This window comes from Rhodanobacter sp. FW106-HT46G03, assembly GCF_058789895.1.
Genome location: NZ_JBYTCC010000001.1, coordinates 3,221,816 through 3,241,979, shown reverse-complemented (window position 1 = coordinate 3,241,979; position 20,164 = coordinate 3,221,816). Strand labels below are relative to the sequence as shown.

14 protein-coding genes, 1 pseudogene and 1 riboswitch are annotated in these 20,164 nt (G+C 67.2%); of the genes and pseudogenes, 6 read left to right on the top strand and 9 right to left on the bottom strand.

The genetic code is table 11. The annotated features are described in order from the left end of the window. The 4 genes and pseudogenes from thiS to AC3WP6_RS14525 form a co-directional block, all read right to left on the bottom strand. Nucleotides 1-198 carry a sulfur carrier protein ThiS gene (gene thiS, locus AC3WP6_RS14540; protein ID WP_492628325.1) on the bottom strand — a complete coding sequence of 66 codons (198 nt, stop codon included), beginning with the start codon at nucleotides 196-198 and terminating at the stop codon, nucleotides 1-3. A 2-nt stretch (nucleotides 199-200) separates the two neighbouring features. Continuing rightward, complete coding sequence (locus AC3WP6_RS14535) at nucleotides 201-1,166, bottom strand: FAD-dependent oxidoreductase (protein WP_492628324.1); 966 nt, start codon at nucleotides 1,164-1,166, stop codon at nucleotides 201-203. After that, nucleotides 1,163-2,928: pseudogene (gene thiC, locus AC3WP6_RS14530) on the bottom strand (phosphomethylpyrimidine synthase ThiC). The gene AC3WP6_RS14535 and the pseudogene thiC overlap by 4 nt, the downstream one beginning before the upstream one ends. A gap of 67 nt (nucleotides 2,929-2,995) precedes the next feature. Next, a riboswitch (TPP riboswitch) is annotated at nucleotides 2,996-3,097 on the bottom strand. A 50-nt stretch (nucleotides 3,098-3,147) separates the two neighbouring features. Continuing rightward, a complete protein-coding gene (locus AC3WP6_RS14525) occupies nucleotides 3,148-3,828 on the bottom strand; it encodes a Fe2+-dependent dioxygenase (protein ID WP_492628323.1) in 681 nt (226 codons plus the stop codon). A 218-nt stretch (nucleotides 3,829-4,046) separates the two neighbouring features. On the opposite strand from AC3WP6_RS14525, the gene rpoH reads away from it, so the two are divergent. After that, on the top strand, nucleotides 4,047-4,904 hold the full coding sequence (gene rpoH, locus AC3WP6_RS14520; RefSeq protein ID WP_492628322.1) for an RNA polymerase sigma factor RpoH: 858 nt from the start codon (nucleotides 4,047-4,049) through the stop codon (nucleotides 4,902-4,904). A 61-nt stretch (nucleotides 4,905-4,965) separates the two neighbouring features. Here the strand turns inward: rpoH and AC3WP6_RS14515 are convergent, their stop codons facing one another. Next, nucleotides 4,966-6,231, bottom strand: a complete 1,266-nt coding sequence (locus AC3WP6_RS14515) for an NAD(P)/FAD-dependent oxidoreductase (protein WP_492628321.1) — start codon at nucleotides 6,229-6,231, stop codon at nucleotides 4,966-4,968. A gap of 245 nt (nucleotides 6,232-6,476) precedes the next feature. Then, entirely contained in the window at nucleotides 6,477-8,654 is a 2,178-nt protein-coding gene (locus AC3WP6_RS14510; protein WP_492628714.1) for a primosomal protein N', read from the bottom strand. A 409-nt stretch (nucleotides 8,655-9,063) separates the two neighbouring features. Between AC3WP6_RS14510 and AC3WP6_RS14505 the strand changes: the two genes are divergently transcribed. Further along, nucleotides 9,064-10,458 (top strand): MATE family efflux transporter, encoded by a 1,395-nt coding sequence (locus tag AC3WP6_RS14505; RefSeq protein ID WP_492628320.1) that lies wholly within the window; start codon nucleotides 9,064-9,066, stop codon nucleotides 10,456-10,458. Between the two features lie 52 nt (nucleotides 10,459-10,510). Beyond that, nucleotides 10,511-12,415: a signal peptide peptidase SppA gene (sppA, locus tag AC3WP6_RS14500; protein ID WP_492628319.1), complete on the top strand. Its 1,905-nt coding sequence runs from the start codon at nucleotides 10,511-10,513 to the stop codon at nucleotides 12,413-12,415. Nucleotides 12,416-12,431: 16 nt separating this feature from the next. Here sppA and AC3WP6_RS14495 read toward each other — a convergent pair whose 3' ends face one another. Both AC3WP6_RS14495 and AC3WP6_RS14490 read right to left on the bottom strand, forming a co-directional pair. Next, complete coding sequence (locus tag AC3WP6_RS14495; RefSeq protein WP_492628713.1) at nucleotides 12,432-13,238, bottom strand: ABC transporter ATP-binding protein; 807 nt, start codon at nucleotides 13,236-13,238, stop codon at nucleotides 12,432-12,434. A 196-nt stretch (nucleotides 13,239-13,434) separates the two neighbouring features. After that, nucleotides 13,435-13,656 carry a hypothetical protein gene (locus tag AC3WP6_RS14490; protein ID WP_492628318.1) on the bottom strand — a complete coding sequence of 74 codons (222 nt, stop codon included), beginning with the start codon at nucleotides 13,654-13,656 and terminating at the stop codon, nucleotides 13,435-13,437. Nucleotides 13,657-13,734: 78 nt separating this feature from the next. Between AC3WP6_RS14490 and AC3WP6_RS14485 the strand changes: the two genes are divergently transcribed. Beyond that, complete coding sequence (locus AC3WP6_RS14485; protein ID WP_492628317.1) at nucleotides 13,735-14,517, top strand: SDR family oxidoreductase; 783 nt, start codon at nucleotides 13,735-13,737, stop codon at nucleotides 14,515-14,517. 118 nt (nucleotides 14,518-14,635) lie between these two features. Here AC3WP6_RS14485 and AC3WP6_RS14480 read toward each other — a convergent pair whose 3' ends face one another. Continuing rightward, nucleotides 14,636-15,580, bottom strand: a complete 945-nt coding sequence (locus AC3WP6_RS14480; RefSeq protein ID WP_492628316.1) for a DegV family protein — start codon at nucleotides 15,578-15,580, stop codon at nucleotides 14,636-14,638. A gap of 164 nt (nucleotides 15,581-15,744) precedes the next feature. Here AC3WP6_RS14480 and AC3WP6_RS14475 point away from each other — a divergent pair, with 164 nt between their 5' ends. After that, nucleotides 15,745-16,536: an AMP nucleosidase gene (locus AC3WP6_RS14475; protein ID WP_492628315.1), complete on the top strand. Its 792-nt coding sequence runs from the start codon at nucleotides 15,745-15,747 to the stop codon at nucleotides 16,534-16,536. A 417-nt stretch (nucleotides 16,537-16,953) separates the two neighbouring features. Further along, nucleotides 16,954-20,163: a TonB-dependent receptor gene (locus tag AC3WP6_RS14470; protein ID WP_492628314.1), complete on the top strand. Its 3,210-nt coding sequence runs from the start codon at nucleotides 16,954-16,956 to the stop codon at nucleotides 20,161-20,163. Nucleotide 20,164 lies beyond the last annotated feature (1 nt).

Sequence of the window (20,164 nt, the reverse complement as noted above, 5' to 3'; positions counted from 1 at the left end):
TCAGCCTCCCTGCATCGGGGCGAGGATTTCCACCCGGTCGCGTGGGGCCAGGCACACGGCGGCGCGTTCCGGGCGCGGGACAAAGCGGCCGTTCACTGCGGTGGCGACGCCTTGCTCGGCGTAGCCGAGTTCGGTCAGCAATGCGGCGAGATCGGCCGCACGGGTCTGGCGAGGTTCGCCGTTGAGGAACAGTTCCATGATCAATCTCCGGTGAGGGCGATGCGCGCCTGGCGGGCCATGGCCGGCGCCAGCAGGAAGCCGTGGCGATACAACCCGTTCAGATGCCAGCGGCCGTCGCGCTGGAACAGGCGCGGCAGGTTGTCGGGGAATGCCGGTCGCAGCCCGGCACCGAGTTCGGTGATGCGTGCTTCCGCGAATGCCGGATGCAGCGCGTAGGCGCCGTTCAGCAGCGTCATCGCGGAACGCGCGCTGATCGGTCCAGCATCCGTGCTTTCCAGCGCGGTGCCACCAAGCATGCAGCGCCCGCCGCCACGTGGCACGAGGTACACCAGACCGCGTGGGTGGACGAGCCGCACCGGGCGCGACAGGGTGATGTCGGCGCTTTCGAGCAGCAGCATTTCGCCGCGCACGCAGCGCAGTTCGGGCAGGCGATCGCGGGCGCCGATGCCGCGGCAATCGAGCACGGTGCCGCGGTGGTCGGGCCAGTCGCCGGCGTCGGTGTCGTAGCGAAATACGACGCCGCGGGCGGCCAGCCAATGGGCCAGCGCGGGGATCGCCGCGCGCGGATCGAGGTGGCCCTCGTCGGCGAAATAAAGCCCGTGCTGGAAGCGCCCGGCAAGTACGGGTTCGAGTTCGGCAATGTGGTCGGCATCCAGCCACTCGCCGTGACGGCTGCGTGCGGCCAGACGTTCGAGCTCGCCGCGGTCGCGCGCGGCCGCGACCGCTAGCGTGCCGGCGCGCTGCGTACCGGGGAAATGCCGCGGCCACCAGGTGAGTGCCTCGCCGCCGAGCGTGGCGACCAGTGGCTCGGTGTCGGCAGCCTCGCACCATGGCGCCAGCATGCCGCCGGCGTAGCGGTTGGTGCCCAGCTCGCCGGCCTTCGCCCCGCGCTCGATCACGGTCACGTCGATCCCGGCTGTGACCAGTTCGGCGGCCGCGCACAGGCCGGCCACGCCGGCGCCAAGGATGGTCACCGGCCGGTTCATGCCGAGGTTCCGTCGGCGGCGATCGGCAACGCCTCGGTATCCGTGCTGCGGCCGGCCAGACCGCGGTTCAGCTCCATCGCGCAGAACGCCGGCCCGCACATCGAGCAGAAATGCGCGCTCTTGTGCACGTCCGCGGGCAGCGTGGCGTCGTGGAAATCACGGGCGGTGTCGGGGTCGAACGCCAGCGCGAACTGGTCGTCCCAGCGGAACCCGAAACGCGCGCGCGACATTGCGTCGTCGCGTGCGCGGGCCGTCGGGTGGCCCTTGGCGAGGTCGGCCGCGTGGGCGGCGATCCGGTAGGCGATCACCCCGGCCTTCACGTCGTCGCGGTCGGGCAGGCCGAGGTGTTCCTCGGGGTCACGTAGCACAGCATCGCGGTGCCCTGCCAACCGATGAACGCCGCGCCGATGGCCGACGCCAGATGGTCGTGCCCGGCCGCCGCGTCGGTGACCAGCGGCCCCAGCGTGTAGAACGGCGCGCCGTCGCACGCGGCTTGCTGGCGGGTCACGTTTTCCGCGATGCGGTGCAACGGCACGTGGCCCGGGCCTTCCACCATCGCCTGGCAGCCGTGCGCGCGCGCCGTGTGCACCAGCTCGCCCAGGGTGTCCAGCTCGGCGAATTGCGCGGCGTCGTTGGCGTCGGCGATGCAGCCGGGGCGCAGGCCGTCGCCCAGCGAAAAGGCGACGTCGTAGCGGCGCAGGATCGCGCAGATGTCCGCGAAGTGCTCGTACAGGAAGCTCTCGCGGCGATGCACCTGGCACCAGCGCGCCATGATCGAGCCGCCGCGCGAGACGATGCCGGTGATCCGGCGGCTGGCCAGCGGTACGTGGTCGCGGCGCACGCCGGCGTGGATCGTGAAGTAGTCCACGCCCTGTTCGGCCTGCTCGACCAGGGTATCGCGGAACACCTCCCAGTCGAGCCGCGCCGGGTTGCCGCCCACCTTTTCCAACGCCTGGTACAGCGGCACGGTGCCGATCGGCACCGGCGCGTTGCGCAGGATCCACGAGCGCAGGTTGTGGATGTTGCGCCCGGTGGACAGGTCCATCACGGTGTCGGCGCCCCAGCGGATCGCCCACACCAGCTTTTCCACTTCCTCGGCGGCACCCGAGGACAGCGCCGAGTTGCCGATGTTGGCGTTCACCTTCACCAGGAAGCGGCGCCCGATCACCATCGGTTCGAGCTCGGGGTGGTTGATGTTGGCCGGCAGGATCGCGTGGCCGCGGGCGATCTCCGCGCGCACGAACTCGGGGGTGATGACCGGCGGCGTGGCGGCGTCTTCCGCCGGCACCGCGGCGGCAGATGCCACCGCCGCGCGGGCGAGGTTTTCGCGGTGCGCGGCGTAGACCATCTCTGGGGTGACGATGCCGGCGCGCGCCCATTCGAGCTGGGTGACCGGCGCGCCGTTGCGTCCGGCCAGCACCTGTTGCGGGGCCGGGCATGGCGGGATCTGCTGCGCGTCGGCCACGTTGCCGTTGTCCGCCGGATGCACCGCCCGGCCGGCGATGCACTCCAGCCCGCGCGCCGCGAGCCAGGCCATGCGCACCGGCGCAAGGCCGCGGGCGAGGTCGGGCGCGGCGGCATCCGCGGTGTACGGCCCGGAGGTGTCGTACAGCAGCAGCTCCGGCTGCAGCGGATCGCGCAGCGCGATGCTGCGGAACGGCACGGTGACGTCGGGGTGCCCGGGCGCGGCACGCCAGACCTTGCGCGAGCCGCGCAAGGGGCCACAGGTGACCGTGCTGGGGACAGTGGTGGATTGCGGCATGGATCTCTCCTCGTGAAAACGCGGGAGATCCGGGCAGACGAACAAACGGCGCGCCTCCTGTCGGGAGGCACATGACGACTTCCGTTCCTACGCCGGTACGACCCGGATCAGGTTCAAGGGTCAGCTTTCGCTTTCTCAGCCCGGTTGCAGGGCTCCCCTCGGAAACGCCTTTTCAGGATGGAATTGCCGGCGCGCCGCTGTCAAGCGGCGCCCAGCGGTTCATGCCACCTCGGCCCACATCCGCAAGAGGTTCGCGTGCGAGCGGCTGACGGCGTCGAACGCGGTGCTCTTGCCTTCGTGGCCGTAGATGTCGCGCTTGGCGCATTCGAGATCCCACAGCAGCTCGCGCCGGGCCGGGTCGCGCACCATGCTTTGCACCCAGATGATGGCCGCGTCGCGCACGCCTTGGGTGACCGGGTTGACGTGGTGCAGGGTATTGGCCGGGTAGGCGATCGCGGCGCCGGCATCCAGCTTGAACTGGTACTCCATGCCGCCGCCGGCGTGGGTCACCAGCTCGCCGCCGGTGTAGCTCTGCGGCTCGTGCAGGAAGATGGTGATGGCGATGTCGGTGCGCACCGCCCCGCCCATTCCGCCCATGATCGGCGCATCCACGTGCGGGCCGTAGGTCTGGCCGCCGGCGTAGCGGTTGAACAGCACCTGGGTGGTGGCGGCGGGCAGCAATGCCGCCTGCAGCATGCCGTTGCGCTGGAATGCCTTGCGCACGATGTCCGCCAGTTGTGCGTAATGCGGCGAGTCCAGCGCCAGCTGCTGGTTGCGCTTGACGTCCTTCGCCGACCAGCCGGCGGTGGCGGAACCATCGACGTAGTTGGCCGAGCGGATTTCGGCGTTGATCACCCCCAGTTCCTCGGCGCTCAACACGTTGGGTATGCAGACAATCACGTAGCGTCTCCCCGTGGCATGGCTGCGGCGCATTGACCCGGTACATGGCGCGCCGCCTGTGTTGCGGGCATTGTAGAGGGCGCATGAGATGCGCAGCTATGGACAGGCAAGGGTGTTTCCTGTACTATTCGGTTTACCAAATACAGCGGAACTTCAACCCGCCTTAGCACTCCAAGATGCCGAGTGCTAATCTGAGGTTTCACCGGGAGGTTTGATCCATGTCGCAAGCTTTGGTTGCCGCCAACCTGTCGTTGCCGAGCGTCGTCGGCAGTCTGGACGCGTACATCGCGGCCGTGCACCGCATTCCGGTGTTGAGCCAGGAAGAAGAGCAGGCCTTGTCGCGGCGCTATCTCGCCGAAGACGACCTCGCGTCCGCGCGCAAGCTGGTGATGTCGCACCTGCGCTTCGTGGTGCACGTGGCGCGCGGCTACTCCGGTTATGGCCTGCAGCTCGCCGACCTGATCCAGGAAGGCAACATCGGCCTGATGAAGGCGGTCAAGCGTTTCGACCCGGACCAGGGCGTGCGCCTGGTGAGCTTCGCCGTGCACTGGATCCGTGCCGAAATGCACGAGTTCATCCTGAAGAACTGGCGCATCGTCAAGGTGGCCACCACCAAGGCGCAGCGCAAGCTGTTCTTCAACCTGCGCAAGAGCAAGAAGCGCCTGGGCTGGATGAACGCGGCCGAGGTTACGGCGGTTGCCAAGGATCTCGGCGTGCCCGAGGCCACCGTGCGCGAGATGGAATCGCGGCTGTCCGGTCGCGACATCGGTTTCGAGGCGCCGGCGGAGGCCGACGACGATGCGAAGCCCGCGCCCGAGGCGTTTCTGATCGACGACGGCGCCGATCCGTATCAGAACGTGGCCGACGAGGACCAGACTGAAAACCAGCTGGCCTCCCTGGCGACGGCGATGGACAAGCTCGATGCGCGTTCGCGCCGCATCATCCAGCGGCGCTGGCTGGACGAGACCAAGGCCACACTGCAGGAACTGGCGGACGAATACGGCGTCTCGGCCGAGCGCATTCGTCAGGTGGAAGCCAACGCCATGAAGAAGATGCGCGGCGCGTTCGCGGCCTGAACCGCTTGCCCGGGTATGACCGACGGCCCGCCCTGTGCGGGCCGTCGCGTTTCCGCAGCCCTTAATCGCCTTTTTCGTGCTCGCCGCGCCCGGTGACGATGCGCGCATGGCGCGCCTGCGTCCAGTACGCCGTAGCCCAGTCGAGCATCACCACCATGCGGTTGCGAAAGCCGATCAAAAACCAGATGTGCGCGCCCAGCCACACCCACCACGCGACGAGGCCGGAGAACCGCACGCGGCCGAACTGCGCCACCGCCGCCATCCGGCCGATCGTCGCCAGCGCGCCGGCATCGCGGTAACGAAACGGTTGCGGTGTGCGCTCGCCGTGCAGGCGCGCGGCGATCAGGCGACCGGCATGCACGCCCATCTGCTTGGCTGCTGGGGCGACGCCGGGCACCGGACGGTCGTCGCAGCGGATGCTGGCGAGGTCGCCGGCCACCAGCACCTCGGGGTGTCCAGGCAAACTGAGGTCGGCTTCGACCAGCACCCGGCCGGCACGGTCGCGCGGCGCATCCAGCCACTGGCCCAGCGGCGAGGCGGCGACGCCGGCGGCCCACAGCACCGTGCGTGCGGCGATCTGTTCGTTGCCCACGCGCACGCCATCCGCGTCGACGCTGGTGACCGCCTGGCCGAGCCGCACCTGTACGCCGAGACGTTCGAGCTGGCGTTGCGCCTTGGCCGAGAGGGCCGGGTCGAACGCGGTCAGCAGGCGCGGCCCGGCTTCGACCAGCAATACGCATGCTTGTCGCGGGTCGGCGCGGCGGAACTCGCCGGTGAGCGTATGCCGCGCGATTTCCGCCAGGGTGCCGGCAAGCTCGACGCCGGTGGCGCCGCCGCCGACCACGACGAAGCTCAGCAACGCACGCCTGCGCACGGGGTCGGGCGCCTGCTCGGCGCGCTCGAAAGCGGTCAGTACGCGGCGGCGGATCGCCAGTGCGTCGTCGAGCGATTTCAGGCCTGGCGCGAAGGGTGCCCAGTCATCGTGCCCGAAGTAGGCGTGGGTGGCGCCGGTGGCCACTACCAGATAGTCGTAGTCCAGCGTTTCGCGCGTGAGCCGCACTTGCCGCGTGGCGAGATCGATGCCGACGACCTCGTCCATCAGCACGGTGACGTTGCGCTGGCCGCGCAGGATCTGGCGCAGCGGCGCCGCAATCGACGGCGCCGCCAGGCCGGCCGTGGCGACTTGATACAGCAGCGGTTGGAACAGGTGGTGGTTGCGCCGGTCGACCAAGGTTATCCGCGTCGGCGCACCAGCCAGCGTGCGCACGGTGGAAAGCCCGGCAAAACCGCCGCCGAGGACCAGGACGTGAGGCAACTGCGCAGGCATGCCGGTGCTCCGATCGCAAGAATCGGATCGAGTGTAAGGTGCGTGACGCGCCGCAGCATCGACTTGCGTCAAGGTCGGACGGGCGCGGGGCGCATACCGCTGTACCCGCCAGTCAATCGCGTGTCGGGCTGGAGCTCGACCCACCGGGAAACAGCGCCTTCGTGGGTCGGAGTTCAGTCCGACAACAGGGAACTGGACATCGCCGGGCGCTTTGTGGAGCGACGCGCGCAGCGGTGCCCACGCGCCTAATACAAGTCGATCGGGTCGACGTCGAGCGACCAGCGTACCTTGCGTGCAGTCGGCAACTTGCCCAGTGCGCTGGCCCATGGTCGCAGCGGCCCATGCAAGGCCGCGCGCGTGGCGGCTTCGAGCAGCAACTGCCCGCGCTGGCGCCCGCCGCGCAGCGGCATCGGCGCCGGCATCGGTCCGGCTACGGTGATCGTTTTGCCGGCCGGCAGGGTGGCGCGGGCGGCGGCAAGAAATGCGTCCACCTCGACCCAGGTGCGGCCTTCGGCACGCAGCAGCACCTGGCTCGCATAGGGCGGCAAGGCGCCGCGGCGGCGCTCATCGAGCAGTGCGTGTGCCGCGGCGGCGTAGCCTTCGGCCAGCAACTGGCGCAGCAGCGGGTGCTGCGGGTGGTGGGTCTGCAACAACACATGGCCGGGTTTGGCTGCGCGCCCGGCGCGCCCGGCCACCTGCACCAGTTGCTGCGCAAGCCGCTCGCTGGCGTGGAAATCGACGCTGAGCAAACCCTCGTCGACGCCGACGATGGCGACCAGGGTCAGATTCGGCAGGTCATGGCCCTTCGCCAGCATCTGGGTGCCGACGAGGATCGCGGGCCCGTCTTCGCGCTGCAGCTTGCCCAGGAGGTGCTCGAACGCATCACGCCGACGCGTGGTCTCGCGGTCGATGCGCAGCACCGGCACGGTAGGGAAGTGCGTGGCCAGCGCCTCTTCCAGCCGCTCGGTGCCTTGTCCCAGCGGCTTGAGGCCGGCGGCGCCGCAGGCGGGGCAGGCTGGCGGCACCCGCGTGCGGTAATCGCAGTGGTGGCACATGAGCAGGCGGCGGGTCGCGTGCAAGGTCAGGGGCCGCTCGCAGTGCGGGCAATCGGCGTGCCAGCCGCAGGCGTGGCACAGCAGCACCGGCGCATAGCCGCGGCGGTTCTTGAACACCAGCGCCTGCTCGCCGCGCGCCACGGTGGCGCCAACCGCGGCAAGCAGTGCCGGCGACAGGCCATGTTCCAGGCGCTGCGCGCGCATGTCCACGATCTCGACCTGCGGCGGCCCAACCGCGGCGGGGCGGGCGCGCAGGCGCAGCAACTGATAGCGGCCGGCTTGCGCGTTGGCCAGCGACTCCAGCGAAGGCGTGCCCGAGCCGAGCACCACCGGCACTCCGAGCGCGCGCGCGCGCACCACGGCCAGGTCGCGCGCGTGGTAGCGAAACCCGTCCTGCTGCTTGTAGGCGGCGTCGTGTTCTTCGTCGACCAGGATCAACCCGGCGTGCGGCAGCGGCGTGAAGATCGCCGAACGGGTGCCGAGGATGACCTTGGCGGTGCCGGCACGGGCGCGCAGCCAAGCTTGCGCGCGCTCGCCGTCGGGCAGGTTCGAATGCAGCACTTCGACCGGTATGCCGAGCCGGTTGCGCAGGCGGTGCAGGGTTTGCGGTGCCAGCCCGATCTCCGGCACCAGTAGCAGGCTTTGCCGGCCTTGCGCCAGCGCCTGTTCGATCAGCGCGAGATACACCTCGGTCTTGCCGCTGCCGGTCACGCCGTCGAGCAGGAATGGCTGGAAGCGTCCGAGGCTGGCGCCGACGGCCGCCACCGCGGCGGTTTGTTCGGCACCCAGTATCGGGCCGGGGTGGCGCGGCAGTGCCTGGGTGGCCGCGCGCTCCGCACGGGTGATCAGGCCGGCGGCGACCAGCCGCCGTGCCGCCGCGCGCCAGCCGGGCAGGCAGGCGTCCAGCTCGCCGGCGCCAAGCGCGCCGGCGACCAGCTCCGCGAGCAACGCGCGGCTGCCGCCGCGGCGACTGCCGGCATCGAGTGCGCTTTGTCCGGCCGGTGTCAGCGCCCAACACGGCTCGCCCAACGGTGGCAGCGGGCGATCCTCGCGCAGCGCGAGCGGCAGTGCATTCGCATACGCCTCGCCGGGTGCTGCCAGCCAGTAATCGGCGGCCCATGCCAAGGTGCGCATCAGTTCGGCGTCGAGCAGCGGGGCTTGGTCCAGCAGCTTGTGCACGGGTTTCAGTTTTGCCGCGCCCACGCTGGGGGCGACCTGGCTGGCGACGACCACCCCCACGGCGGTGCCGCGCCCAAACGGCACCAGCACGCGGCAACCGGGCGCCGGCGACTCGCCGCCAAGAGGCGGCAGGTAATCGAACAACGTGGGCAACGGCACCGGTAGTGCGACGCGCAGGACGGCGGGCATCATGCCGACCAGTGTACCGGCGTCGCGCTGCGCGGCTGCGGATGACGACTTGCAGCACAGTGCTGCCGAAAGCTTGAGGAAAGCTGCGCAAGTCTTGCCCCCGCGCAGGTTTTTCCGCTTATCCACAGAACCGGTGGACAAGTCTGTGGATGACGCGTTGACGACGACGCGCCAAGCGCATGCAATCGCCCTTCTTGACGCAGTGGGCAGGAATTCATCAATCTGAAATGTTGTTTCGCATCAGTACGTTACGTTTCAAAAAAGGAGCGCATACGGTATTCCAAGTTCGTCGCTTCAATTGCTTGACAAGTATTTGGTGCTGTGCAAAACGCCGCACCGCAAGCCGCCTGGGGACCGGTGGCGAAGGGCGTTTCCGCTAGAATGAGGGCCTGCCGGAGTTCTCGTTTCCATGAAGTCGTTGCACCCCGATCGCGCGCGCGTGCGCCGCGAGATCGGCGCCACCGTGCGCCTTGCGATCCCGCTCATCCTTGCCCAGCTGGCCGCCGTCGGCAGCAATGTCGTCGACGCCGTGCTCTCGGGGCACGTCGGCGCGCATGTGCTGGGCGCGGTGGCGGTCGGTGCCAGCGTGTGGTCGCTGGCGATCGTTGCCGGCATCGGGGTGATGATGGCGGTGCCGCCGTCCATCGCCCAGCTCGATGGTGCCGGGCGCCGCGGCGAGGTGGGCGCGGTGTTTCGCCAGGCGTTGTGGCTCGCGTTGGCGATGGGCGCGCTGCTGTGGTTTGCGGTACGCCATGCCGGGCCGCTGCTGGACATGATCGGCGTGGCGCCCAGCCTGCGCCACGACGTGGAGCGGTTTTTGCTGGCGATCAGCTGGGGTGCACCGGCGCTGACCACCTACTTTGCGCTGCGCGGGCTGTCCGAAGGCCTGTCGCTCACGCGGCCGTCGATGTATTTCGGGTTTGGCGGGCTGCTGGTGCTGGTCCCGCTGGGCTACGTGCTGATGTTCGGCAAGCTTGGCATTCCGCCGCAGGGCGCGCACGGCTGCGGTATCGCCACTGCCACCGTGCTGTGGCTGGAAATGGCGGGGTTTGCAATCTACGTCGGCAAGCACCGCAACTATCGCGGGCTGAACCTCATGGCGCGCTTCGAGTGGCCGCGCTGGCCGCGCATCCGCGCGCTGCTGCACATCGGCGCACCGATGGCGGTGACGCTGCTGGCCGAAGCCGGCTTGTTCGTCGCCGCCACGCTCATCATCAGCACGCTGGGCGAGGACGCAGTGGCCAGCCACCAGGTGGCGATCAACGTCGCCTCGCTGTTTTTCATGATTCCGCTCGGGCTGGCGATGGCGATCACCGTGCGCGTCGGCAACGCGGTGGGGCGCGGCGATGCGGAAGGCGTGCGCTACGCCGGCTTCTGCGGCATCGGGCTCGGGCTGGCGACGCAGTTTTTGTCTTCGGCATTGATGCTCGGCATTCCGCACCTGATCGCCGCGCTTTACACCCGCGACCCGAAGGTGATCGCGCTGGCGGCGCAGCTCATCGTGCTGGCCGGGGTGTTCCAGTTCTCCGACGGCATCCAGGTCGCCGCCAACGGTGCGCTGCGCGGGCTGAAAGATACCCGCGTGCCCATGGCGATCACCCTGTTCGCCTATTGGGGCGTGGGCATGCCGATCGGCTGGGTGCTCGGTTTCCGCGACGACCTCGGCGCGCGCGGGGTGTGGATCGGCCTGATCGCGGGGTTGACCGTCGCGGCGGTGATGCTGTTCACGCGGTTCTGGCGCAGCGCGTGGCGCGAGCGCTGGCGGCGTTCGCACGACACCACCAGCGTGGTTGTCCACGCCTGACGCACGGCGGCGCAAGCCGCTACGCTAGCGGCTGTTTCTCCGGATGCCGCCCATGCCCGTGCCACCCCTGCCGCCGCGTTCCTCCTCGCCGCATGCACCGCCGTCCCGGCGTGGTTTCTGGCGCATGTTGCTTGGCATCGGCCACGGTTTGAACCTGCTGCGGCTGACCATCATCAACGTGGTGTTTTTCGGCTTTTTGCTGCTGTTCGTGTTGCTGATCGCCGCTGGCATCGCCGGCAACCGGACTGCAGGGGAGGTTGCGGCCAACAGCGTGCTGGTGCTGAAACCCCAGGGCCGTCTGGTGGAGCAGTACAGCATCGACCCGATGCAGCGCACGCTGGCGCGGCTGTCGGGCGACGAGGCCAAGCAGGTGCGCATGCGCGACCTCGTTGCCGCAATCGACGCGGCCGCCAAGGACCAGCGCATCAGCCGCATCCTGCTGTTGCCGGAGGACCTGCAGGCTGGCGGTTATGCGGCGTTGCGCGAGGTGGGCGCGGCGCTCGACCGCTTTCGCGCCACCGGCAAGCCGGTGCTTGCCTGGGCGGCGAGTTTCGACCAGAGCCAGTACTACCTCGCGGCGCATGCCGACCGCGTGCTGCTTGATCCTCAGGGCAGCCTGATGCTGACCGGGCTCGCCAACTATCGATTGTTCTACAAGGACCTGCTCGACAAGCTCGGCGTCGACGTGCACCTGTTCCGCGTGGGCGAATTCAAGAGCGCTGCCGAGCCATACATCCTCGACCACGCCTCGGATGCCGCCAAGCAGGCCGATAGCTACTGGATGGGCGGCATCTGGGGCACTTGGCTCAGCGAGGTGGCGACGCTGCGCAAAGTCGACCCGGCCACGCTGCGCGCCGACGTCGACGATCTGCCGCAGACCATTGCCAGCACTCAGGGCGACCTCGCGCAGCTGGCGCAGAACGAACACCTGATCGACGGCACCGCGACCCGTGCCGAGCTGATCGCCGAGCTGCGCAAGGCCGGGGTGCCGGCGGGCAAGGATGGTCACGGTTTCCGCTCCGTCGACATGACGCGCTACCTCGCCGACCAGCCCGCGCAGGTGCAACCGCTCAAGTCCGGGGTGACGGTGGTGGTGGCCGAGGGCGACATCGTCGGCGGCAAGCGCGGGCCGGGCGCGATTGGCGGTGAATCCACCGCGGCGCTGATCCGGGCGGCGCGCGAGAACAAGCACACGAAGGCGCTGGTGCTGCGCGTCAACTCGCCCGGCGGCGAGGTGTATGCCGCCGAGCAGATTCGCCGCGAGGTGGCGCTGACCCGCGCCGCGGGCATCCCGGTGGTGGTTTCGATGGGCGACGTGGCAGCCAGTGGCGGCTACTGGATCTCGATGAATGCGAACCGCATCGTCGCCGAGCCCAACACCATCACCGGCTCGATCGGCATCTTCGGCATGTACTACACGGTGCCCGGCACGCTGGCCAAGCTCGGCGTCAAGAGCGACGGCATCGCCACTGGCCCGATGGCCGGCGCCTTCGACATCAGTCGCCCGCTCGATCCGAAAGTGGGCGGCGTGATCCAGGCCATCATCAACAAGGGCTATCGCGATTTCGTCGGCGGCGTGGCCAAGGCGCGCGGCAAGGATTTTGCGGCGATCGATGCGATTGCCCAGGGCCGCGTGTGGACCGGCGCGCAGGCGAAGGACCGCGGCCTCGTCGATCAACTCGGTGGCCTCGGCGATGCAGTGACCGACGCCGCCGGCCTGGCGAAACTCCCCGTCGGGTATCCGGTGCGCTACCAGCAGGCGCCGCTTGGCCGCTTCGAGCGCTTCCTCGTCGGCTTCAGCCAGAACGCCGGTGTGCGGCTCTTGCAATCCTGGGGCGTGCGCCTGCCGCCGTGGTTCGCGCAAGTGCACGCTCTGGTGCCCGAATGGTCACTGCTGCGCGAGGCCAAGGCCGGCGTGCCGAACGTGTATGCGTATTGTTTGTGCGAGGTGCGTTGAGGCGGCTGGGCCGGCTTCACGCCAACGACGCCCCATACCACCCATCCCGCTCGCGCACCCGTACCGACATGCCGAAGGCATCGCCGAGTACGGCGTCGGTGAGCGTCGCGGCCTTGCGGCCTTCGTGCAGCACGCGGCCGGCTTTCAGCACCAGCACGCGATCGATCTCGGGGAGGATTTCCTCCACGTGGTGGGTGACCAGCAGCAACGTGGTGCCGCCGCGGGCGAGCGTGCGCAGGTGTTCGAGAAAGCGCCGGCGGCTGGCGAGGTCGAGGCCGGCGCAGGGCTCGTCCAGCAGCAGCGCGCGTGGCTGGTGCACCAGCGCGCGGGCAATCAGCACGCGGCGCGCCTCGCCGGTGGACAGGCTGGCCATCGGCCGGCCGATCAGGTGGCTGGCGCCCAGTTGGTCGAGCGCGGCGCGCGCGCGTTCGCGCTGCGGGGCGGTGGCATGCAGGTCGAGCGCCAGCCCGCGCGCGGCGAAAAAGCCGGAGACCACGGCATCGAACACTTCCACCGGGTCGTCGCTGGTGTAGTCGCGCTGCAGCGTCGGCGACACGATGCCGATCAAGCCGCGTAGCTCGGACACGTTCCAGCGTTCGCGGTCGAATACACGCACCGTGCAGCGGCCATCGTGCTCGGCCAGTGGGTAGAGCTGGCGGGCGATGAGTTGCACCAGCGTCGATTTGCCGGCGCCGTTTGGGCCGAGGATGACGGTGTGTTCGCCGGCGGCCATGCGCAGGCTGAAATGATCGAGCGCAACCTGCTGGCCGCGCATCACGGTGGCGGCGTCGATATCAAGCAGAGGCGTGGCGGGTGTGGGCATGCCGTGCACGATGCCGGCATGGTGCACGATGTGCAAGCCGTTTGGCCGTCAAGGCGGCTAAACGACAAAGACGATAACGACGCCAACGCTTGCCGTTGCGCTGCCCTCGTCATCCTTCACGCCGGGTCTGGATTCGATGGCCGCCGTGTGGATGGAAAACCGCGCGTCGCTGCGCCTCTCCGGTGGCCATCGCGGGTCATTGCGTTTGCGCGTCGATCGCCTTGCGCTGTGCTTCGGCCTGCTTGTCGACCACCTTCTGCACATCCTTCGCGCGTTGTTCGTCCGCCTTCATCGCATCCCACGGGGTGGCGACGCGCGCGGCGTTGGTGGCGGGCGGCGGCGTGGATTGCGGTGTCGGCGCCTTGCCGGAGCAGGCGGCCAGCAGGCCGACGCAGATCAACAACGGCAGTGTCTTCATGGCGATCCCCGACGCAGGCAGGCGGAAAGTGTCGTGCGGCCCCGGTGCGGCCGCAAGCGCATCGTGTAGAGTCACGGCATGAACGCTCGCAGCGAAGCCTGGCAGCTTGCCGGCCACACCGCACTGGTTACCGGCGCCAGCCGCGGCATCGGACACGCGACCGCGCAGGAGCTTGCCGGCCGCGGCGCCAACGTGCTGATGGTGGCACGCGACGAGGCCTGGCTGGAGGAGATGCGCGGCGAGCTGGCCGACGAGTATCCGCAGGTGGGGGTCTATGCGCTGGCCGCCGACCTCGCCGACGGTGAGGACCGGCTTGCCGTGTTCGACTGGGTCAGCGATCTCGGGCTGCCGTTGTCGCTGTTGGTCAACAACGCCGGCGGCAACCTCCCGCGCGCGGCGCTCGATTACACCGGCGAGGAGTACCGCGAGGTGTTCGAGCTGAACCTGTTTGCCGCCTTCGAGATGTGCCGGCTCGCGCATCCGCACCTGGTGCAGCATGCGCACGCCGCCATCGTCAACGTCGGCTCGGTCTCCGGCATCACCCACGTGCGCACCGGCGCGGCCTACGGCATGAGCAAGGCGGCGCTGCACCAGCTCACGCGCAACCTTGCCGCGGAGTGGGCGGTGGACGGCATCCGCGTCAACGCGGTGGCGCCGTGGTACATCCGCACCCGGCGCACCGACGAGGCACTGGCCGACGAGGACTACCTCGAGGAAGTGCTCGACCGCACCCCGCTCAAACGCGTCGGCGAGCCGGAGGAAGTCGCCGCTGCCATCGCCTTTCTGTGTCTGCCGGCGGCGAGCTACATCACCGGCCAGGTCGTCGGCGTGGACGGCGGGTTTCTCAATTTCGGATTCTAGGAGCCGGGATTGGGGATACGGGATTCGGGATTGGGCCAGCCGTCGGCAGACGAGCGGGCCCGCTTTTGCGAATCCCCAATCCCGAATCCCCAATCCCAGATTCCGATAAAAATCCCGATCAGAAATCCGCCACGTGCTCCTCGGCAGCCAGCCCGAGCGACACCGCGCCTTCGCCGACGTTGACCATGCCGGTGATGCTCATCGCCGCTTCCAGCAGCGTCACGCCGGTGTCGGCGCAGGCGGTGCGCAGGCCGTCGTAGCCGGGCAGGTGCTCGAGTACGGCGAGGTCGCCGCCGTAGCTCACGCACACCATCGGCACCAGCAGGCCGGCGCGGACGCGGCGGGCGGCGTAGTCGAACAGCATTTGCGCGCCTTGCTCGAAGCCGCGCGCCTTGCCCACCGGCCCGGTTTCGCCCTGGAAACAGCGCAGGATCGGCTTGATGTCCAGCGCCGAGCCCAGCATGGCGCTGAACAGGCCCACGCTGCGGTCGTTCTTCTTTTTGGCGCGGGCGCGCAGATAGTACAGGTCGCGTGGCACCAGGTAGCCGTAACTGTGGTTGGCCACATTGTTCAGGCGCTCGCGGATCGTGGCCGGCGGCTGATCGCTGGCGATCAGGCGCGCCGCTTCCCAGATGGCCGGCGCAGCGCCCGCAAAGATGTTGCGGGTGTCGATCACGCGCATCAGGAACGGTGCGGTACTGCCGCCCGCGCCGCGCCGCTCGCGGTACTCGCGCAGGATCGCGAAACTCGCGCGCACCACGTTGTCGTGGATCGGGCTGCGCGTGGCGGTCATCGTCAGGCAGAACACGCAGTCCCGTTCGAGCACCAGCTTGTCCAGAAACAGCTTCTGCACGTCCTCGGCCGAGGTCGGCTCGGTTTCCGCCGCGTGGCTGCGGTTGCCCAGCCGGCGGTTGATGAAGCGCTGGATCTCGGCCGGGTCACGGTTGTCCATGAACGTGTCGCTATCGATCTTGACCGCGATCGGCAACACGGTGATGCCGTGCTCGGCAATGAACGCCTGCGGCAGGTCGCAGGCGGCGTCCATGGTGACTCCCATGCGCATGTGTTTTCCTCCCCCCCCTCGTAACGCCTCCAACATAGCATGCACGCGGCAGGTTCCGACCGCCTGCGGCAAGCAGACATAATGGGAAGCCATATCCGTTCCCCGCCGACGTGGCGTCGCCGGCATCCTCCGTGCGCGGAGGCCCATCGAACCAGGCGTCCTTCATGAAAGACAAGCAGGAAATCGTCACCAACTGGCTGCCGCGCTACACCGACACCCCGCTGGAAGCGTTCGGGGACTACATCCTCCTGACCAACTTTGCCCACTACGTGGATCTGTTTGCCGAGTGGCACGGGGTGGAGGTGCGTGGCCGCGAGCACCCGATGCCCAACGCCACCGCCGACGGCATCACCCTCATCAACTTCGGCATGGGCAGTCCCAATGCGGCCACGGCGATGGATCTCTTGAGTGCCATCGCGCCCAAGGCTGCGCTGTTTCTGGGCAAATGCGGCGGGCTCAAGAAAAAGAACCAGATCGGCGACCTCATCCTGCCGATCGCCGCGATCCGCGGCGAAGGCACGTCGAACGACTACCTGCCGCCCGAGGTGCCGGCGCTGCCGGCGTTCCAGCTGCAGCGCGCGGTCTCCACCATGATCCGTGACCTGGGGCACGACTACTGGACCGGCACCGTCTACACCACCAACCGCCGGGTGTGGGAGCACGACGAGAAGTTCAAGGCCTACCTGCGCCGCACGCGCTGCATGGCGGTGGACATGGAGACCGCCACCTTGTTCTCCGCCGGCTTTGCCAACGGCATTCCTTCCGGCGCGCTGCTCTTGGTGTCCGACCAGCCGATGATTCCCGAGGGGGTGAAGACCACGGCAAGCGATCGCAAGGTGACCGAAAAATTTGTCGATGCCCACGTCCGCATCGGCATCGAAGCCCTCAAGCTCGTGCGCCGCAATGGTCGCAGCGTCAAGCATTTGCGGTTCGGGGATATCGACGAGGACGAGTAAAACCGAAAAAAACCGGGCTGAAAACCGGGGTCGGGATGCGTTTTCCGTAGGTGGAATACGCATCCCGACCCCTTCTTTTTTCGCGCAACAAGGCACGCTTTGTTGCGCAAGATAAAACACATTGAAATAGGGAACTTGCGAAAGAGGAACGCATTAACTTGTAAATCGAATTAGGTTGCGGATTATATGAATACTTAATAAAGGCAATATGATAAAAAAGTGTTGACCAGTGATTTTCAAGAAACTAGCTTGATTGCGTCGAAGACTCGGTGGCGGCAGGTAATGCATCGCGTAGCACATGACTGATCGAACGCCTGGGCGCGTAACGGGAACGCGGGCAGATGCGGCGACAGTTCAAAGGCAAGCGGTGTAGCCGGTCTTCATGCAACTTATCGGGACGTTCCCGGGGAGCAAATAATGAGCAGGCATTTAACGCGGGATAACCATTACCGCCGCAACGCCCTGGCCACCGCACTGGCCGTGGGTCTGGGGTTCACCGGTTTGGCCTATGGCCAGGCCACCACCGGTTCGGTGTTCGGCACCGCGCCGGTCACCGCCGGCGAGACGGTACGCATCGTCAACAACCAGACCGGCCTGACCCGCGAGGTGGCGGTTGGCAGCGATGGTCGTTACGGCGCCAACCAGTTGCCGGTGGGTCAATACACCGTGTCGTTGATGCAGAAGGGCAATGCAGTTGCCACGCGCAACAACGTCACGGTGAGCGTGAGCGGCGGTACGCAAGTGCCGTTCGCCACCGCTACCGGGGGCAAGAACGTCGAAAACCTGTCCAGCGTGACGGTCACCGCCAACTCGCTGCCGGCGATCGACGTGTCGTCCACGCGCCAGACATCGGTCATCACGGCACAGCAGTTGAAGACCTTGCCGCTGGCCCACAGCGCTGAGGCGATCGCCTTGCTGGCGCCGGGCGTGAACATGGGCGGCTCCACCCTCGGCACCGGTCCGACGGGTACGCCACTGGTTTCCATGGGCGGCAACAGCGTCGTGGAAAATGCCTATTATCTCAACGGTTTCAATACGACCGATCCCATCGGTGGTGCCGGCGGTGTTGCGTTGCCGTTCTTTGCCATTGCCGAGCAGCAAACCATCACTTCCGGTTACGGCCCCGAATTTGGCCGTTCGACCGGTGGCGTCATCAGTCAGATCGGTCAGCGCGGCAGCAATGACTTCCATGCTGGCGTGTACGTGTCGTACCGCCCGTCGTGGGCGCAGGGCAACTTCGATAACGTGTACTACAACAATCCGCGGACGCCGGTGGGTGCCGTGGACAACACTGGCACGCCATTCCTCGCGCCCAGCCAGGGCACCACGGCTTATGCGCCTGGCTATCGCAAGATCCAGGCGGGCAAGAAGCAGAACAGCAACTGGGAGGCGGTATATGACGCCTACGTCAGTGGCCCGCTGATCAAGGACAAGCTGTTCTTCTTCATTACGGCCGAGTGGCAGCACAACAGCGACAAGGCCGGGTTGCAAAACTACGGCATAACGTCACCGCAGGGTTTCTTCGAGTCGACCAGCAACAAGAGTCCGAAGATGTACGGCAAGCTGGACTGGAACATCAACGACAACAACGTGTTGGAGCTCACCGGCGTCCAGACCAAGGACGAGGAGCTCAGCAACAATTTCTACAACTACGATTACACGAACCAGAAGGTTGCAAACCTGTATGGCCCGGGTGTGGTGACCAAGGATACGTTCAAGATCGGCATCCTGAAGTACACCTCCTACATCACTGACAACCTTACGCTCGAAGCGATGTACGGCTTGATGAGCGGGCAGTACTACAGCAGCTTGAGTGGTGCGGCCGCGGCGCCCGTGACCTTCGGTCCGGGTGTGGCCGTACCGGCGGGCGTCTCGGTCCCGAACCTTGTCGACACCACCATCGGCAACCCTGGCCACACCACGAAGACCGCCAACATGCGCCTCGACTTCGACTGGCGGGTTACGGCCGACCACGATCTCAAGTTCGGTATCGACAACGTGCAGTACCGCGACGACGACGATGGCACGTCGATCCTTGGCGGCGGCTCTTACAACTACGTGCAGGGCATCCCGTCCGAGTTCTCCAACTCGCCCTTCGCTGGCAACCCGGGCTATGGCAACTACGTCGTCGAGAGCCTGGTAAGCCAGAACGTTTCGATTGCGGCGCGCCAGAAGGCGCAATACGTGGAAGACAAATGGCAGGTTACCCCCAACCTGTTGCTTGACCTTGGCCTGCGCAATGACCAGTTCAAGAACACCGGCCCGGGTGGCGTTGCCTACGTGAAGGAAACCAGCCCGCAATGGGCGCCGCGTCTGGGCTTCAGCTGGGATGTGTTTGGTGACAGCACGTTCAAGGTCTTCGGTAACGCGGGGCGTTACTACTTGGCGCTGCCGGCGGGCCTGGCGGCACGCAACTCGGCGTTTGGCTCGATCAACGGCACCATCGTCTACACCTATAGCGGCATGACGCCGACCGGCATCCCGACCGGGTTGGCCGCGCTTCCCATCACCAACCAGGCGCCAGGTACGCCGGCGGGGTACTTCTCGTCTGACGGCGAGAACGGCGTCCCCGGCAACATCAAGGATTACGCCTCGACCAACCTCAAGCCGCAGTATCAGGACGAGTATGTGTTGGGCTTCCAGAAGATGCTCGGCGATACCGGTCTGGTGTGGGGCGAGCAGGCAACCTTCGAAAAGGCAGGCAACCTCGTTGACGACACCGATGTCTGCGTCGAGGGATACAGTGGTTGCGCCGACGGCAATGCGATCGCAGGCTTGGTCAATCCCGGCAAGACCAACTACATCCCGCAGCCCGGCGGCCCGATCACGTGGAATCCGAACACGGGCAATGGTGTTTACACGCAGGGCCAGCCGTTCATCGGGTTCCCGAAGCCGTCGCGCAGGTATTACGCCCTGGATTCCTATCTGCAGCACACCTGGGACGGCAAGTGGTTCGGCAAGATCGACTACCTGTTCTCCAAGTCGTACGGCAGCACCGAAGGCCCGACTGACACGCCGATCGGGCAGATCACCAACCAGCGGAATGGCGGGTTCTCCGGCTCGACCACGGCGCAGTGGGATTTCCCGGACCTCATGGCCTACGCCAACGGTGAGCAGGCCAATAGTCATCGTCACACCATCAAGGCCTTCGGCTCGTATGCCGTTACGCCGGAGTGGACGCTCAGTGGCACCTTCATCATGCAGTCGGGGGCGCCGAATGTCTGCCTGAGCGGTTTCGGCAACACCATCTTTGCGGATGCGTACAACGGCCCGTATCAGCACTTCTGCGGTGGCGTACCGAGCGCCATGTCGGCCACCGGCGTGGGTTATGGCGGTGCAGGGTCGCCTCCGGGCACCAGCGGCCACACCCCGTGGACCCACCAGCTCAACTTGAGCGTGACCTACACGCCAGACTGGGCAAACAAGCACCTTACCCTGCAGGCGGAAGTGCACAACGTGTTCAACGAGCAGAAGGCGACGCTGTACTACACCCAGTACGCGATCGGTAATGGCGGCGGCGCCAGTGGCAACAATTCGGGTACGTTCCTGTACAACCCCGTGTACCACACCGCTGCCTCCACCGAGGCCCCGCGTTACATGGAATTCAACGTCAAGTACGACTTCTGAG

What these genes read in the sequence shown, in the direction of transcription:
- thiS (WP_492628325.1), bottom strand. Translation starts at nt 198, where the DNA reads ATGGAACTGTTCCTCAACGGCGAACCTCGCCAGACCCGTGCGGCCGAT.
- AC3WP6_RS14535 (WP_492628324.1), bottom strand. Translation starts at nt 1,166, where the DNA reads ATGAACCGGCCGGTGACCATCCTTGGCGCCGGCGTGGCCGGCCTGTGC.
- rpoH (WP_492628322.1), top strand. Translation starts at nt 4,047, where the DNA reads ATGTCGCAAGCTTTGGTTGCCGCCAACCTGTCGTTGCCGAGCGTCGTC.
- AC3WP6_RS14515 (WP_492628321.1), bottom strand. Translation starts at nt 6,231, where the DNA reads ATGCCTGCGCAGTTGCCTCACGTCCTGGTCCTCGGCGGCGGTTTTGCC.
- AC3WP6_RS14510 (WP_492628714.1), bottom strand. Translation starts at nt 8,654, where the DNA reads ATGCCCGCCGTCCTGCGCGTCGCACTACCGGTGCCGTTGCCCACGTTG.
- AC3WP6_RS14505 (WP_492628320.1), top strand. Translation starts at nt 9,064, where the DNA reads ATGAAGTCGTTGCACCCCGATCGCGCGCGCGTGCGCCGCGAGATCGGC.
- sppA (WP_492628319.1), top strand. Translation starts at nt 10,511, where the DNA reads ATGCCCGTGCCACCCCTGCCGCCGCGTTCCTCCTCGCCGCATGCACCG.
- AC3WP6_RS14495 (WP_492628713.1), bottom strand. Translation starts at nt 13,238, where the DNA reads ATGCCCACACCCGCCACGCCTCTGCTTGATATCGACGCCGCCACCGTG.
- AC3WP6_RS14490 (WP_492628318.1), bottom strand. Translation starts at nt 13,656, where the DNA reads ATGAAGACACTGCCGTTGTTGATCTGCGTCGGCCTGCTGGCCGCCTGC.
- AC3WP6_RS14485 (WP_492628317.1), top strand. Translation starts at nt 13,735, where the DNA reads ATGAACGCTCGCAGCGAAGCCTGGCAGCTTGCCGGCCACACCGCACTG.
- AC3WP6_RS14480 (WP_492628316.1), bottom strand. Translation starts at nt 15,580, where the DNA reads ATGCGCATGGGAGTCACCATGGACGCCGCCTGCGACCTGCCGCAGGCG.
- AC3WP6_RS14475 (WP_492628315.1), top strand. Translation starts at nt 15,745, where the DNA reads ATGAAAGACAAGCAGGAAATCGTCACCAACTGGCTGCCGCGCTACACC.
- AC3WP6_RS14470 (WP_492628314.1), top strand. Translation starts at nt 16,954, where the DNA reads ATGAGCAGGCATTTAACGCGGGATAACCATTACCGCCGCAACGCCCTG.